15 protein-coding genes are annotated in these 13975 nt (G+C 47.6%); 3 read left to right on the top strand and 12 right to left on the bottom strand.

Going from position 1 to position 13975, the window contains the following annotated elements; genetic code table 11:
- Nucleotides 1-25 precede the first annotated feature (25 nt).
- The 3 genes from nfuA (at nucleotide 26) to cysQ (ending at nucleotide 2227) form a co-directional block, all read left to right on the top strand.
- On the top strand, nucleotides 26-610 hold the full coding sequence (gene nfuA / locus GXP65_RS13190; RefSeq protein WP_005430072.1) for a Fe-S biogenesis protein NfuA: 585 nt from the start codon (nucleotides 26-28) through the stop codon (nucleotides 608-610).
- Between the two features lie 175 nt (nucleotides 611-785).
- A complete protein-coding gene (nudE, locus tag GXP65_RS13185; protein WP_005448482.1) occupies nucleotides 786-1352 on the top strand; it encodes an ADP compounds hydrolase NudE in 567 nt (188 codons plus the stop codon).
- 47 nt (nucleotides 1353-1399) lie between these two features.
- On the top strand, nucleotides 1400-2227 hold the full coding sequence (gene cysQ, locus GXP65_RS13180; protein ID WP_162093013.1) for a 3'(2'),5'-bisphosphate nucleotidase CysQ: 828 nt from the start codon (nucleotides 1400-1402) through the stop codon (nucleotides 2225-2227).
- A gap of 290 nt (nucleotides 2228-2517) precedes the next feature.
- Here the strand turns inward: cysQ and GXP65_RS13175 are convergent, their stop codons facing one another.
- From GXP65_RS13175 to gspC, 12 genes are read right to left on the bottom strand one after another with little or no spacing between them, the layout of a single operon-like run.
- Entirely contained in the window at nucleotides 2518-3279 is a 762-nt protein-coding gene (locus GXP65_RS13175) for a type II secretion system protein N (RefSeq protein ID WP_162093012.1), read from the bottom strand.
- Nucleotide 3280: 1 nt separating this feature from the next.
- Nucleotides 3281-3772: a type II secretion system protein M gene (locus GXP65_RS13170; protein WP_005430160.1), complete on the bottom strand. Its 492-nt coding sequence runs from the start codon at nucleotides 3770-3772 to the stop codon at nucleotides 3281-3283.
- A 7-nt stretch (nucleotides 3773-3779) separates the two neighbouring features.
- Nucleotides 3780-4982 carry a type II secretion system protein GspL gene (gspL, locus tag GXP65_RS13165; protein WP_162093011.1) on the bottom strand — a complete coding sequence of 401 codons (1203 nt, stop codon included), beginning with the start codon at nucleotides 4980-4982 and terminating at the stop codon, nucleotides 3780-3782.
- Nucleotides 4951-5961, bottom strand: a complete 1011-nt coding sequence (gene gspK / locus GXP65_RS13160) for a type II secretion system minor pseudopilin GspK (RefSeq protein WP_045456064.1) — start codon at nucleotides 5959-5961, stop codon at nucleotides 4951-4953. The genes gspL and gspK overlap by 32 nt, the downstream gene beginning before the upstream one ends.
- A complete protein-coding gene (gene gspJ / locus GXP65_RS13155; protein ID WP_228904541.1) occupies nucleotides 5954-6670 on the bottom strand; it encodes a type II secretion system minor pseudopilin GspJ in 717 nt (238 codons plus the stop codon). The genes gspK and gspJ overlap by 8 nt, the downstream gene beginning before the upstream one ends.
- Before the next feature lie 22 nt (nucleotides 6671-6692).
- Nucleotides 6693-7088: a type II secretion system minor pseudopilin GspI gene (gspI, locus tag GXP65_RS13150; protein ID WP_005430093.1), complete on the bottom strand. Its 396-nt coding sequence runs from the start codon at nucleotides 7086-7088 to the stop codon at nucleotides 6693-6695.
- Nucleotides 7069-7674 (bottom strand): GspH/FimT family pseudopilin, encoded by a 606-nt coding sequence (locus GXP65_RS13145; RefSeq protein WP_005430102.1) that lies wholly within the window; start codon nucleotides 7672-7674, stop codon nucleotides 7069-7071. Before GXP65_RS13145 ends, gspI begins: the two co-directional genes overlap by 20 nt.
- A 31-nt stretch (nucleotides 7675-7705) precedes the next feature.
- Nucleotides 7706-8149: a type II secretion system major pseudopilin GspG gene (gene gspG / locus GXP65_RS13140; RefSeq protein WP_005430189.1), complete on the bottom strand. Its 444-nt coding sequence runs from the start codon at nucleotides 8147-8149 to the stop codon at nucleotides 7706-7708.
- 60 nt (nucleotides 8150-8209) lie between these two features.
- Nucleotides 8210-9430, bottom strand: a complete 1221-nt coding sequence (gspF, locus tag GXP65_RS13135) for a type II secretion system inner membrane protein GspF (protein WP_162093009.1) — start codon at nucleotides 9428-9430, stop codon at nucleotides 8210-8212.
- Nucleotides 9430-10932, bottom strand: coding sequence for a type II secretion system ATPase GspE (gene gspE, locus GXP65_RS13130; protein ID WP_038890212.1), 1503 nt, complete (start codon nucleotides 10930-10932; stop codon nucleotides 9430-9432). Before gspE ends, gspF begins: the two co-directional genes overlap by 1 nt.
- Nucleotides 10925-12955 carry a type II secretion system secretin GspD gene (gene gspD, locus GXP65_RS13125; protein ID WP_061007893.1) on the bottom strand — a complete coding sequence of 677 codons (2031 nt, stop codon included), beginning with the start codon at nucleotides 12953-12955 and terminating at the stop codon, nucleotides 10925-10927. The genes gspE and gspD overlap by 8 nt, the downstream gene beginning before the upstream one ends.
- Nucleotides 12956-12991: 36 nt before the next feature.
- The gene (gene gspC / locus GXP65_RS13120) at nucleotides 12992-13915 is read right to left on the bottom strand and encodes a type II secretion system protein GspC (protein ID WP_162093008.1); all 924 of its coding nucleotides are present in this window, start codon (nucleotides 13913-13915) and stop codon (nucleotides 12992-12994) included.
- Between the last annotated feature and the right edge of the window lie 60 nt (nucleotides 13916-13975).

Genomic DNA, 13975 nt, shown 5'->3' with positions numbered 1-13975 from the left:
CTACAAATTTACTCAGGTATTCGTCGTGTCAAATATTACTATTACAGAAACTGCGCAAACGCATTTCGCCAACCTTTTAGGCCAACAACCTGAAGGTACTAACATCCGAGTTTTCGTTGTTAACCCAGGAACCCAAAACGCAGAGTGTGGCGTATCTTACTGCCCACCAGAAGCGGTTGAAGGCACTGACACAGAAATCCCTTACAGCGGTTTCTCGGCATTCATTGACGAGCTAAGCCTACCGTTTCTAGAAGACGCTGAAATCGACTTTGTGACAGACAAAATGGGCTCTCAGCTAACGCTAAAAGCGCCAAACGCAAAAATGCGTAAAGTGTCTGACGATGCACCGCTTGTAGAGCGTGTTGAGTACGTAATCCAAACTCAAGTGAACCCGCAACTTGCAGGTCACGGTGGTCACGTAAACCTAGTTGAAATCACAGACGATGGCATCGCAATCGTTGCATTTGGCGGTGGTTGTAACGGCTGTTCAATGGTCGATGTGACACTAAAAGAAGGCATTGAAAAAGAACTTCTTAATCAATTCGTTGGTGAACTGACAGCAGTTCGCGATGCAACCGAGCACGATCGTGGTGATCACTCTTACTACTAAGTCGTTCATGGCTTGCTAGTAATGCATATCGACGAGAAATGGGAGGCGTTTGCCTCCCATTTTTGTTTTCAATTGAGTTAAGCTGAACCATCACGCTAGAAACTCGAGCTTTCTTCTCATATATTAAGAAATCTCATTTCCCTCGATGAGTTAACGACACTAAGGAGCCAGCGTTATGTCGAAAAGGACCCCACCAGAGATTCTCTCTTGTCAGACGGTCGCACAATCTAAGCTGTTTGCTGTGGAAGCCCTCGACCTTCGCTTCTCTAATGGCGAACTGCGTACTTATGAACGCATGAAACCAAGTGGTCGCGATGCCGTGATGGTTGTGCCTGTCACTGAGCAAGGTGACTTACTGCTAGTACGTGAATACGCGGCGGGCACAGAACGCTACGAACTGGGCTTTCCGAAAGGTCTTATCGACCCTGGAGAAACACCGATAGAAGCAGCAGATCGAGAGTTAAAAGAAGAAATTGGTTTTGGTTCTCATGAGCTAACACCCTTAAAACAAGTGATCCTTGCGCCTTCTTACTTCTCGAGCAAAATGACACTGTTCTTGGGACAAAACCTATACCCAGAGAAACAAGAAGGTGATGAGCCAGAACCATTAGAAATCGTTCGCTGGCCATTAGCGCAAGCGGAAGAACTATTAACGCACTTAGATTTTTGTGAAGCACGAAGCATCACAGCGTTGATGTTGGCACTGAAACACTTACAAAACACCACTCACAAACAAAACTAATCGCAGCCGAAGAGCTGGACCATAATTGTGAGAAAGGACCATTACTTATGCCAATGACAAAAGATTTATCTCACCTGCTCCCGCAAGTCATCGAAATTGCTCGCAGCGCGGGACAATTGATTCTCGATATTTACGAGAACAAGCAGTACGAAGCTTACACCAAAAGTGACGAGACCCCAGTCACCAGTGCTGATATCGCCGCGCACAAGCTGATCACCGAGCGTTTAAGCGAGCTTACGCCAGATATCCCCGTGCTTTCTGAAGAAGCCGCGGACATCAGCTTAGAGCAACGTGCGCAATGGGAACGCTACTGGCTGGTTGACCCACTTGATGGTACACAAGAGTTCATCGCGCGCAGCGGTGACTTCGCGACCATTATCGCCCTTATCGACAACAACAAGCCAACCATGGGTGTGGTTTACGGTCCGGTTTCTGGCGTGACTTATTATGCTTACAACGGCAAGGGCGCGTGGAAGATTCCAGACATGTCTGAGAGCGTGAAAATCCACACTCACAAACATGAACAACCTGGGCAAAACATCGCTATCGCAATCAGCCGTCGCCAAGACATCAACCGCATCACGAGCCGCATGAGTAGCGCTTGGAATTACGATTTGATTCCACTCGGCTCTGCCGCACTCAAAGCGTGCCTTGTTGCTGAAGGTGCAGTGGACTGTTATTTACGTCTAGGTCCAACTGGCGAGTGGGATACCGCTGCTACGCAGTGCATTGTTGAGGAAGCGGGCGGACGAATTCTCAGTACGCAACTTGAACCGCTGTCTTACAATGAGCGCGAGACGTTGGAGAACCCGAACTTCATCGTACTGGGCGATGCGGATTTGCCATGGGATGAGATTCTACAGCGCAAAGATTAACCCCAACCCAATCAGCCCCATTGCTAGATTTTAAAAGGCCACGAATCGAGTTCGTGGCCTTTCTTTTTTCTTCTTGTACAGCGATAGAAGTATTTGGCCTACTATGATCTAAATACTTCCTTAGCTGTACACACTTAAATTATTCAATTAAAAATCAATAATTTACTCCAAAACCCATAATCAGCTGGATTTCTTGTACAGCGAATAGAGGGTTTGGCCTACCATGATCCAAAAGCAAAAAGAGCTGCACACTGGCAGCTCTTTGATAATGTTCTGAATGACAGATTTGGCTAGAAACGCCCTTTGTAATCAAACTCGTATTGCCCTTGAGCGTTTGGATTACCTAACCATTTCAGCTGGTCACTCATGCCTGATGGGAACTCTGCTCCTGGCTTAAACCACGCTTTGGTAGAGTAACGTTGATTTGGCATTAACTCAGCAGAAAACGCCGCTGATACTTGCTTGCTCTTTTGCTCACCCGATGCTGAAAGTACGCTGTCTTTACAGTTTAAATCAGCAATGACAGGGCCTAGTTCAAGACTGCCAAGTGGGCTTTGAATACCACTTGCGCTCCAAACTAGCGTGCCTTCAGCCGTCTTACACCAAGGTGCAGCGTACGTCGCATGACGGATGTTCAACTCGAGCTGGCCATCCACACCAACAGGTACAGGAAGGCGAGCTTGCTCCACCACTTTGGCCGCTGGAATCGACGCGACTAAGTTTTCTGCGTATGGACCGCTGGTAAGACTGTAGCCAACCAAGCCACGTCCACGCACGTCCATATCGCTCCCACGACCAAAACGTACCGCGAATTCCGCTTTACCAGTAAATAGGCCAGAAAGTTGGAAGTCCCAGTTCACTTCACCTAAGTTTTGACGCTGCCAACGCACATTGGATGCACTGCCTTGCCAAACCGTGCCTTGCGCACCTTGAATATCCAAACCTCTTACCATCGGCACTTGTTGCAATACCCAAGAGATTGGCAAGCCAGCGATCAAACTGGTCGAGAAAAAGGCAATAAAAATCACCACATAAAGAACGGCTTTCTTCACCTTAACCTCGCTTAAATTGCAGGCGGTTTACGTCAATCATACCGGCTTGGTCGGTACGGTCGATGTCTAGGAATTCCACCTCAATCCCTTGTTGTTCTTTTAGATAACGCAACCAATCCACCATCTGGTTAAACGCCAATGGTTTGATCCACACTTGGACACTGTCATTACGCGGCTGGACGCGAATGAGCTCAACTTTGTAACGGCGAGCCGATGAGGAGACTACTTGGTTCAATGGTTGATTAGAGAAGCTGACACCACCGCTTTTACGTAGCGCGGTAATATCATCGGCTTTGTTTTGCACCCACGTTAGTAGCTGCTTCTCACTTTGAATTCGAGATTGCGCTAGCTCTGCACGTTGATTCATTGGCTGCAAGATGCCCCAATAAATGATACCTAGCACAGCAATTGCGCCACAGCCCATCACCAAACGTTGTTCACGCTGTGAGATGCTACTCCACCAAGTTTGAGCTTGTGCGATTAAGTTTTTCATCATCACCTCACTGACGCTTCAACACGAAGCTGCCCATCACAACATTGCCGTTGCGGTTCAGCTGACCTTGTTCAACGTTAAACTTCTCTGCCAATTTCACACGAGCTTGCTCGAATGGCTGGAAGTCAGAGCTGCTCGCTTGAATACGAACTTCGCCACGTTGACCATCATATTTGAAGCTAGCGATCTGAAGATCATTAACCTGACCTAATGTCGCTGGCAGTGCCGCGATCCAAGACAGCATCGCCACATCACTCGAACCACCAGACAAACGACGCTCTTCATCGGTCATCTGACGCTTCAAGTAACTAACGGTAGGAATGCGTTTTTTATTCGGGAAAACTTGGCGGAAGATACGTTCACTCTCTTCACGATACGCTTGGGCCTGTGCTTCGTACTTATGCACCATCAACAACTGCTGACCAACCAACACGACAAGTAATACACCCGCAGCAATCGCGGCCTTTTGCCAAACCTTAACGTACTTACCCCAAGAGGATTTTGGCTTGAAAGTACCAGTCAGTAGGTTGACCTTGCTTTCTGTCGTTCCTTTCGCCAGAAGCGCCATCGCCATTTCTTCTGGCTTGGCGATCCAAATGTCTGACACTGCAGGTTCAGGCACAGAACTGTAGCAATCGAGCTTCCAGCCTTCATGACTTTGTAAGTAAGAGGATAAGTACAGGTCAAGCCAAGACGCATCGACAACCGCACCTTGAGTTTGAGAATGACGAATCAGCCATTGCTCACCCAATTGGACGGCAGAACTGCTTTCTTCATCAACAGGCATCGCCAGAACATCAGGCAGCATACGCTTGATAACAAGGCCTTGGCTGGAGAAACGCTGCAAAATGGTTTGAATCCAAGCACGCTCGACAGCACACACTTGTGCTGCTTCCGCTTGCTTGTCTAATACTGTGAAATGCAGGTTGTCCACGTCTTGCGCGACTTCATCTTCCACCAAATAAGGCAGCATGCTGTCAAACTGACGCGCAGCACCTGGCGGAATATCCACTTTTGTTAACACAACATCATTACTCGCCAGTAGCGCCACAATTTGTCGCTGATCGGCGTAAGCAGCCAGTTCGTCCAGATGTTCCCATCCGGCAAGCTCACCACTGGCAATCACTTCATGCTGTTGTGTCGACCATACCAACCATGGAATGGTACTTTGTTGTTCGCTACTCAGCCGAACGGTCAGAAACTCGCTCACTGATTCCTCCAAAACGACGGCGAACGACAGTCACCGTTTCTCTATCTGTACTTTGTAAAAGGCTACGGAGGCGTACTCGGGATTCATCCACCAGTACTTGAACATCCAGCTCAAAGAAAGCGCTGTCGACTCCTAAGTAACCTTTGGCATTTTTCTTTACGTCATCGCTTAAGCCAGCTAATTCTGACTCAGACAAAAATTCATCTACGCTGTCCCAACCATCAAAAGGACGCTTTTCTATCAACTGCACCGCATCGCTGCTGCTAAGGCCCGGCGTGAACATTGCCACCAAAATAGGCGCTTGTTCGACTTCAATGGTATTGATGTTCAAGCGCCAGTCATCGCTAGGGAGCGCACAGACCATTGGGGCTATCTTCTGGTAAATATCCCCACTCACTTGGTAAACCGCTCGCAGTTCACTGGCATCGGCCATCCAACCATTCGGTGGCAGGTATTGCGGTTTCATCGCTTCATAAGTACTGTCTTCAACACCAGCCGTAGAGCGCACCGTGCTGTCACTATCGACATATTCCCAAGTCGAGTCTGCAATCACTTCAGCTTGATAAGGTTCAACGTCTTTCTCTTCCATCAATCGTTGGAAGACTTGTACTAAGTATGGACGATTTGTCGAATCCCCGGAGGGTTGTACACTCGCTAACACGTTCAAATTGAAGCAGGCTTGTTTATCGATGATGCGGCCAGCGGCTTGACCATAATCCAACGGGTAGACCTGCTCTTTTATCGCCCAAGGCTGACTTAAGTTGATGTTATCGTCGTCTTCATAGCTCTGTTCGATACCAATCTCAGCCAACGCTTCTACCCCTAAGCTATACCAATAAGCTTGTTGGTAATTAATTTGATTCGAACCACGCTGAAACTGCAGAAACAATCGCTCTGACATGCTTGCGGCTACCGTGGTCATGATGGCAAGTAACATCAGCACGATAAGGAGTGCGACCCCACGTTGACGACTAGCCATTATTGCCTCCAGATGAATCGCTCCCCCCAGATGAACTGTTACCACCGGATGAGTTGCTGTCTCCTGATGAATTGCCACCACCAGAGTTATCTTGACCACTTGATACCAGTTTTCCATTTGGTGTCAGGTAGGTACGAGAGATCTCTCCGTAGTCTTTCAGCTTCAATATCACAGACACAGCTTTGGGTAACTCACTGCCGTTTTCCCACGTTTTCTTCCATGATTTTCCATCAAAGAAGCGCATATCGAATTCTTCGACATTGGTAAGCAATGGCGTCACAATGCCTTCTTGCCCTGTTGGCGTATCTGGGTAGCGCCACCACACACGTTGCAGCACTTCATCTTTAATGCGATAGCCCACTTTCGTGACTTCACCACGTGGAAATTGCTGTTGTGGGTTGTGCCAACCCAAACGCGCAAACAGCACGCCTTTCGCATCCGAATCCAGCAGGTATTCGGACCAAAACAGCAGCTGCTTTGATGGCTCTTCGCCATTGGTGCGCACCTGGCGCATGGCCATCTGACGGAAGTCATTATCCATCATCACCATCGCACGCTGCAGTTCATTCAAGCGTTGGGTGCGTTCTTGCGACAGAACATTACTGCGCTGCACTTGCGATACGACTTGGTAAGCGGCCACGCTCATGCTGGCAAAAATCGCAATCGAAACCAGTACCTCAATCAAGGTAAAACCTCGATTTGATTTCATTGTTGGCGCCTTATATCGCTTATTACTCAGCAACATAACTTCTCACCGTGACAACAGGGCTCGCTTCTTTCTCAGTTGCGACGCTGACATCAAATGCTTTCAGCAATGGCTGCGCGGTGGCAACAGGAGTGACCTTCCAATACCAAGTACGCCCCGCCAACTCTTCAGTGCCTTTTTTAGCTTTGAGTTTTTCCGTCGAGAGCATCACATTGGCCATTTGGTTATCCACAACCATGGCTGCAAACATTTTTTCTTCTAAATAACTGACGGTATTGATGTGCTGGCTCACTGAGCGAATCACACTGATCGCAGCAGTAGCAAAAATCGCCAGTGCGACTAGCACCTCAAGTAGCGTCATACCTCGAGCATTGCGGTGCGATGAACCAATACGGCTTGGCTTAGAATATTGAATTGTCATCGTCTTCCGCTTCTTCCCCAGGTGCTAACAATTTAATTTCACCTGTTTCTTTACCAATGATTCGCCAGCCATCATTGAATGCATCCCCTTCTTCAGGAAAGAAAGATAAGGTGAATGGCGTAATCTCAGCACTTGAGAAAATGAACACTTGAGGTGGTTTCACTTTCTTCTTTTTCTTGTCCTCTTCCTCGGCAAACATGTCTTCATCAAACAGCGAGCCGGGCTCGAACAATCGGTCATCGTCACCCCATGCGCCACCGCCTAATTCCAATTGCACTGAGATATCCCCTTCAAGCTTTGTTTCGCTTGGGATTTGCTTTAACTCAAGTGGTTGCCAACCGTCTTGGGTCAGGCTCAACAAAGTGTAGGTGGATTTAACGTCATCAACACGCAAGCCAAAGTCTTTACCACTTAGTACCGCTTCTTCATTAAGCAGTTGTAAGCGCTGGAAAAAGCTTTGCGCATATTGTTTGGAAAGGTCTTTTTGACTGGTAGGCAAGGTAGCGATCACCGCAACGGCGGTAAGAGATAACAAAACCAGCACCAATAGAATTTCTATCAATGTAAAACCGAGATGTTTTTGCATTTTCTTCATTAGTGCTGGTTTAAGCTAGAGCTTATTGGAAATCTTGCATGTTCCAGTTGCCGATATCCGACGCAGGACCTTCACCGCCCTCTTGGCCATCCGCGCCTAGAGTAAAGATATCAATCGTGCCATTGTCACCAGGGCTCAGGTATTGGTACTCGTTGCCCCATGGATCAGATGGTAGACGCTTGATGTAACCACCATCGCGGTAGTTGCGTGGCTCTGGGTTAGAAGGCTTGTTCACCAACGCATCTAGACCTTGGTCCGTTGTTGGGTAAACGCTGTTATCCAGCTTGTACATGTCCAACGCATTCTCCAACGCCACGATGTCAGTAATCGCTTTTTGTTGGTCTGCTTTTTCTTTGTTGCCTAGTAGGTTAGGAACAACCACACTTGCCAAAATACCTAGGATAACCACAACAACCATCACTTCTAGAAGTGTAAAGCCTTGTTGTTTACTGCGTTTAAATTTCATTATTTTCTCCGAAAGTTAGATTCAAGCCATGTCATTAGTAGACACGACTTAACTCGAATTTTATCCGCTCATCAAGTTATTCATTTCCAACATTGGCATCAATGTCGCCATTACGATGAAAAGAACGAGACCAGCCATCAATGCTATCAGCACTGGAGTGAAGATCCCTAAAGCGATATTCACTGTAGATTCAAAGTTTTGGTCTTGGTTGTCCGCCGCACGTGTCAACATGCTTTCAAGCTCACCACTTTGCTCACCACTGGAAATCATGTGTAGCATCATTGGTGGGAACAAGCGAGTTTGATCAAGGGCTTTGCGCAGACTTGCCCCTTCACGTACGTTGTCTGCCGCCACTAACACTTGTTGTTTCACATAACGGTTCGACATAACGTCAACTGCCACACGCATGCCTTCAAGAATAGGAATCGCACTTGAGGTACAAATCGACAAGGTGCGAGCAAATCGTGAGGTATTCAGACCGCGAGAAATCTTGCCAATTAGCGGTAAGCTAAGAATTTTTTGGTCCCAAGCCAAGCGAAAATTTGGTTTCTGTAGTGCCAGTTTTAAACCGTAAAAGAACACCACGAAGACAACGAAAATGATTAAGCCCCATTCTTGGACAAACTCACTCGCAGACAATAGCATTTGCGTCGACTGTGGTAGCTCTTGCCCCATTTGAATGATTGGCTCAATGATTTTCGGCACCACTGAAGACAGCAGCAACGACACAATACCCACCGCAAACACCACCAGCACAACTGGGTAAATCATGGCTTGTAGCAACTTAGAACGCATCTTTTGGCGGTTTTCTACATAATCAGCCAATCGTTCTAACACTGTGTCCAAGTGACCAGATTTTTCACCCGCAGCAACCATCGAAAGGTAAAGCTCATCGAAAACATGCGGGTAATCACCCAAACTGTCTGCCAGCGGATAACCCTCGGTGACTTTCGAGCGCACGGCCGCAATCATTGAGCGAATACGTGGCTTTTCAGCCTGCTCTGAAACGGCTTTCAAACACTCTTCCAATGGCATGCCAGATTGCACAAGCGTTGATAACTGACGCGTAATTAGGGCAAGCTCTGCGGTTTTGATACCACGTTTGAATCCAACTGATGCACCTGAAGACTTCGCAGCTTTGGCTTTGGCTTCCATCACCTCAACAGGGATCATGCCCTGTTCTTTTAGGCGTTGGCGCACCTGACGAGCATTATCCCCTTCAATGGTGCCTTTCTTTTGTTTGCCTTTCGCGTCTAGCGCTTTGTATTCAAATGCTGCCATTACGCTTCCTTGGTCACTCGCATCACCTCTTCAAGAGAAGTGATACCACGACTGACTTTGCTTAGGCCATCGCTACGAATGCTTGGTGTGTGTGCTCGTACGGCTTTTTCAATTTCTTGTTCACCCGCTTCACTGTGGATCAGTTCTTGAACTTTCTCATCCACCATCAGCAGTTCGTGAATACCAGTACGACCGCGGTAACCTTTTTGGTTACACACTTCACAGCCTTTTGCACGATGCAGAACCAGCGATTCGTGCTCTTCCAGACCGAACAGTTTCTTCTGTTCTTTATCCGCTTCGTATGGCTCTTTACAGTCAGAACAAAGGGTACGAACTAGGCGCTGTGCTAGCACGCCCAATAGCGAAGAAGAGATCAGGAAGGGTTCAATACCCATGTCACGCAGACGAGTAATCGCACCCACAGCCGTGTTGGTGTGTAGTGTCGACATAACCAAGTGACCAGTCAAAGAGGCTTGCACCGCAATCTGTGCAGTCTCTAAGTCACGGATCTCACCGACCATCACTACATCCGGGTCTTGACGAAGAATCGCACGCAGACCTCGCGCAAAGGTCATATCAACCTTAGGGTTTACCTGTGTTTGGCCGATGCCATCGATATCGAATTCGATAGGATCTTCAACAGTCAGAATGTTGCGTTCATTGCTGTTGATCTCTTGCAAGCCCGCGTACAAGGTCGTCGACTTACCCGAACCTGTCGGACCGGTTACCAGGATGATGCCGTGAGGGCGACCAATCAAATGACGGAAGTTGTCATGCACTGAAGGCGTCATACCCAAACTATGCAAATCAAGACGAGTGGCGTTCTTGTCCAGTAGACGCATTACTACGCGCTCACCATGCGACGAAGGCATGGTAGATACACGTACGTCCACCGCACGACCACCGATACGCAGAGAAATACGACCATCTTGAGGCACGCGTTTTTCAGCAATATCTAGCTTCGCCATGACCTTCACACGAGAAACCAGCAAAGGCGCTAGTTTGCGGCTTGGAGTTAAGACTTCACGCAATACACCATCGACACGGAAACGAATCGAAAGGGTTTTCTCGAACGTCTCAATATGGATATCCGACGCCCCTTCTTTGATCGCTTCACCTAACATGGCGTTAATCAATTTGATGATTGGCGCATCATCTTCCGATTCCAACAAATCTTCGTCGTGAGGTAGCTCTTCTGCTAATGAGAAGAAGTCATCACTGTCTGCGCCAATGTCTTCCATCAACTGACGGGCTTCAGAAGAATCACGTTGATAAGCTTCAGTGAGCTTTTTATCGAACGCTTCTTTGTCCATCACTTGAGGAATAAAGTTTTGTTTCAGTACTCGACGTACTTCAACCAGAGCCGCAGGGTTAAGCGGCTCTACGTAATACAGAATTGGAGGGCGCTCAGGGTGCTCCGTCTCCAAAACCAGTTTAAAGCGGTTGGCAAAACTGAATGGCAGACGACGCATACTTGGCGCTGTGTCTAACATATCAACCATTATTCTTTACCATCTGGTCAATGAACGCTTGGATTTCAGCAGGATGCTTACGATCTTGACCAAACTCAGGAATCACTGGGATATTTGAGTCGTCCATTAGCTTCAAGCCTTCTTGCGCTTTGTATAACTGCTCTGCACGAATGAAGTTGTATTTACGCTGAGTAATACCATCTGCCGTCATACCATCGCGGATGATGGTTGGTTTGATGAATACCATCAGGTTGCGCTTCTCAGTTTGCGTACTGGTTGATTTGAACAGTTGACCAATCACTGGGATATCACCCAGTAGCGGTACTTTAGATTCACTCTCCAGAGCACGTTCATCGACGAGGCCACCAAGCACCAACATCTGGCCATCTTGGATCATCACAGAGGTGTTTAGCTGACGCTTAGCAAAACGTACGTCAACCGCACCATTTGCACCCAAAACGTTAGACACTTCTTGCTCAATGTTTAGCTGAACTGAGTCACCTTCGTTGATTTGAGGAACCACTTTCAGTTTAATACCGACTTCTTTACGATCGACCGTTTGGAATGGGTTATCGTTGTTCGAGCCAGCTGTCGAGCCTGTAATTACAGGCACCTCTTCACCAACGATGAAGGACGCTTCACCGTTATCCATCACTGTAATGCTTGGAGAAGATAGGATGTTTGAGTTTGAATCCGATGACACAGCAGTAATCAATGCCGTCCAGTCACCCATCATGATGCTCATTGCCGCACCATTAACACCACCAAGTGCAGCGGCTAGTGTCGAATAGTCGCCCTCTTCCGTGTAGTTTCGGGTTTCCCATTTATTGGTGTCACTATTCCAATAACTCTCTTCTTTAGTTGTGTCTTTCGCTTCTTCAAGACCAACCATGACATTACCGATTTGTGCGCCAGTATTGCCGTATTGGATCACTGCGCCAGTTTCTAGGTTACCCCATTGGACACCTAGGTTGATACCGTCACCTTCTGACATTTCCACGATGAGCGCTTCAATCAGAACCTGTGCACGACGAATATCAAGCTGAGCGATCACGTCTTGCAGCGCCATCATGATATCTGGCGGAGCAGTCAAAACTAGCGAGTTGGTTGCTTCGTGAGCGGCAATCACTACTTCACCACGCTGTGCACTTGATGCGCCTTTTTGACCTGCTTGCTTCTCAGCCTGTAGGTTGTCAGATACGCCTTTTAGTACATCAACTAGGTCTTCCGCTTTCGCGTACTTTAAGTAAACCACGCGGTTATTGCCTTTGGTCGCCATTTCAACGTCAAGTTGACGAATCAAACGCTTCAGGCGCGCACGAACTTTAGGGTCACCAGAAATCAGGATGGAGTTAGTACGCTCATCCGCTACGATTTTTGGTTCTAGGAATTCAGGCGTGCTCTTTTGGTTGGTCGTTTTGTTCAGGGCATCAACGATACGCACCATCTCAGAAGCAGACGCATTGCGCAGCTCTACGACTTCAATTTCTTTGTCACCCGCTTGGTCAACGCGCTTGATGATTTCCGCTAGGCGGTTTACTACCGCAGCACGGCCCGTAATCAAGATGATGTTAGCTGGATCGTAGTGCACCACGTTACCGGCACCTGCGTTATCAATCAGTTGACGCAGTAGCGGAGAAAGTTCACGAACCGACACATTACGCACCGCAACCACACGGGTAATCACGCTGTCGCCTTGCGCACTGTCATCACCCAAAACAGGGATTGCTGACGTTTTTGAATCTTTCGCTTTGATGACTTTCAACACACCATTGTCCATTTCGACAACGGCATAACCGTACACTTCCAGAACGTTCAAGAAGAAGCTGTAGTACTGCTTTTCGTTAAGAACGTCGTAACTACGTACGTCAATCTTACCGCGTACAGACGGGTCAACGATGATGGTCTTCTCTAGATTGCGACCAACAATATTGATGAATTCTTGAATATCAGTGCCTTTGAAACTTGCACTAAACTCGTTCGCCATCGCACCCGGAGCGCAGAGTAGTGTCCCTGCAAGTAACCAAGTACTTTTGCTAAACCAATGTTTCACGTATGTCTCCCTGAACTTACGCAGCTTGCCTAAGTATTACAATTGGATATAGATGTCGTACTGCTGGCCATCGCGCTCAACAGTCAAATTCAGTTCTTGCGGATCGTTCATCACTTGCATCAGTTCTACTGAAGATGAAGGATCACTTAAATCGATCCCATTTAATTGCACCGCAATATCACCAGGTTTTAGACCGACATCATTAAACAACGCCGCATCACGACCTGGTGAGACGCGATAACCGACGATTCCTCCATCCTTTTTGACTGGAGAAATGTTGATGTACTTGAATACGCTTTGCGGGTCTTTGGAAATCTCCGCACGAATTTGGTCGACCTTCTCACTCACCGCTGATGATTTATCCGCTTTCGCCGCTTGCGGGCGGGCTGCTGGACGTGTTTCAGACAGTTTGCTGTACTCGATACCTTCGAGCATTAGGGTTTCATCACGGCCTTGGTTATCGATGATCACACGATCGACCAATACCGCTTTTAATTCTGCACGTGTGCCGTCAATTTCTTCGCCGATACCATAAGTGGCTTGCTTACCTCGATTGGCGATCACCGCTAGGCTCGTTTTTGCGTTGCTGCTCGCAACTGCACCAACAAGTGTTAGGTTTAAGCGAGTTTTAGGCGCATCTTGCACGACAGGTTGTTCTACTACGACCGGCTTTTGCTCGGTGTACTTTCCGAACAAGTTCGCATTTTGAAGGGCATTGAAATCAATCGCGTCCTTTTTATTCGTAGACGCAACAGCACCTGCTGATGGCTTCCATTGAGTCACATCAGAAGTTTGAGGCATTGCTAGCCACGCCACTTTACCCAATATCCAACCTGTCATTGCTATAAATAGACAAGTTAACAACAAACTGAGTTTCGCTTGTATGGTGTGATTGTTGGACTTAATCTGAGCCAGTAGCGGGCTGCTTGCTAATCCTGCACTTAGCTCTAAACGCTTCACTGAATTGATTCCTTTATTCTGACGTCGGTCGACCTTAAGTATAAGTAAAGATTGTCGACT

The sequence above is a fragment of the Vibrio sp. LB10LO1 genome (assembly GCF_010092875.1).
Classification (GTDB): domain Bacteria; phylum Pseudomonadota; class Gammaproteobacteria; order Enterobacterales; family Vibrionaceae; genus Vibrio; species Vibrio campbellii.
Note: the sequence above shows the minus strand (reverse complement) of the source record. Positions and strands in the feature narration are given on the sequence as shown.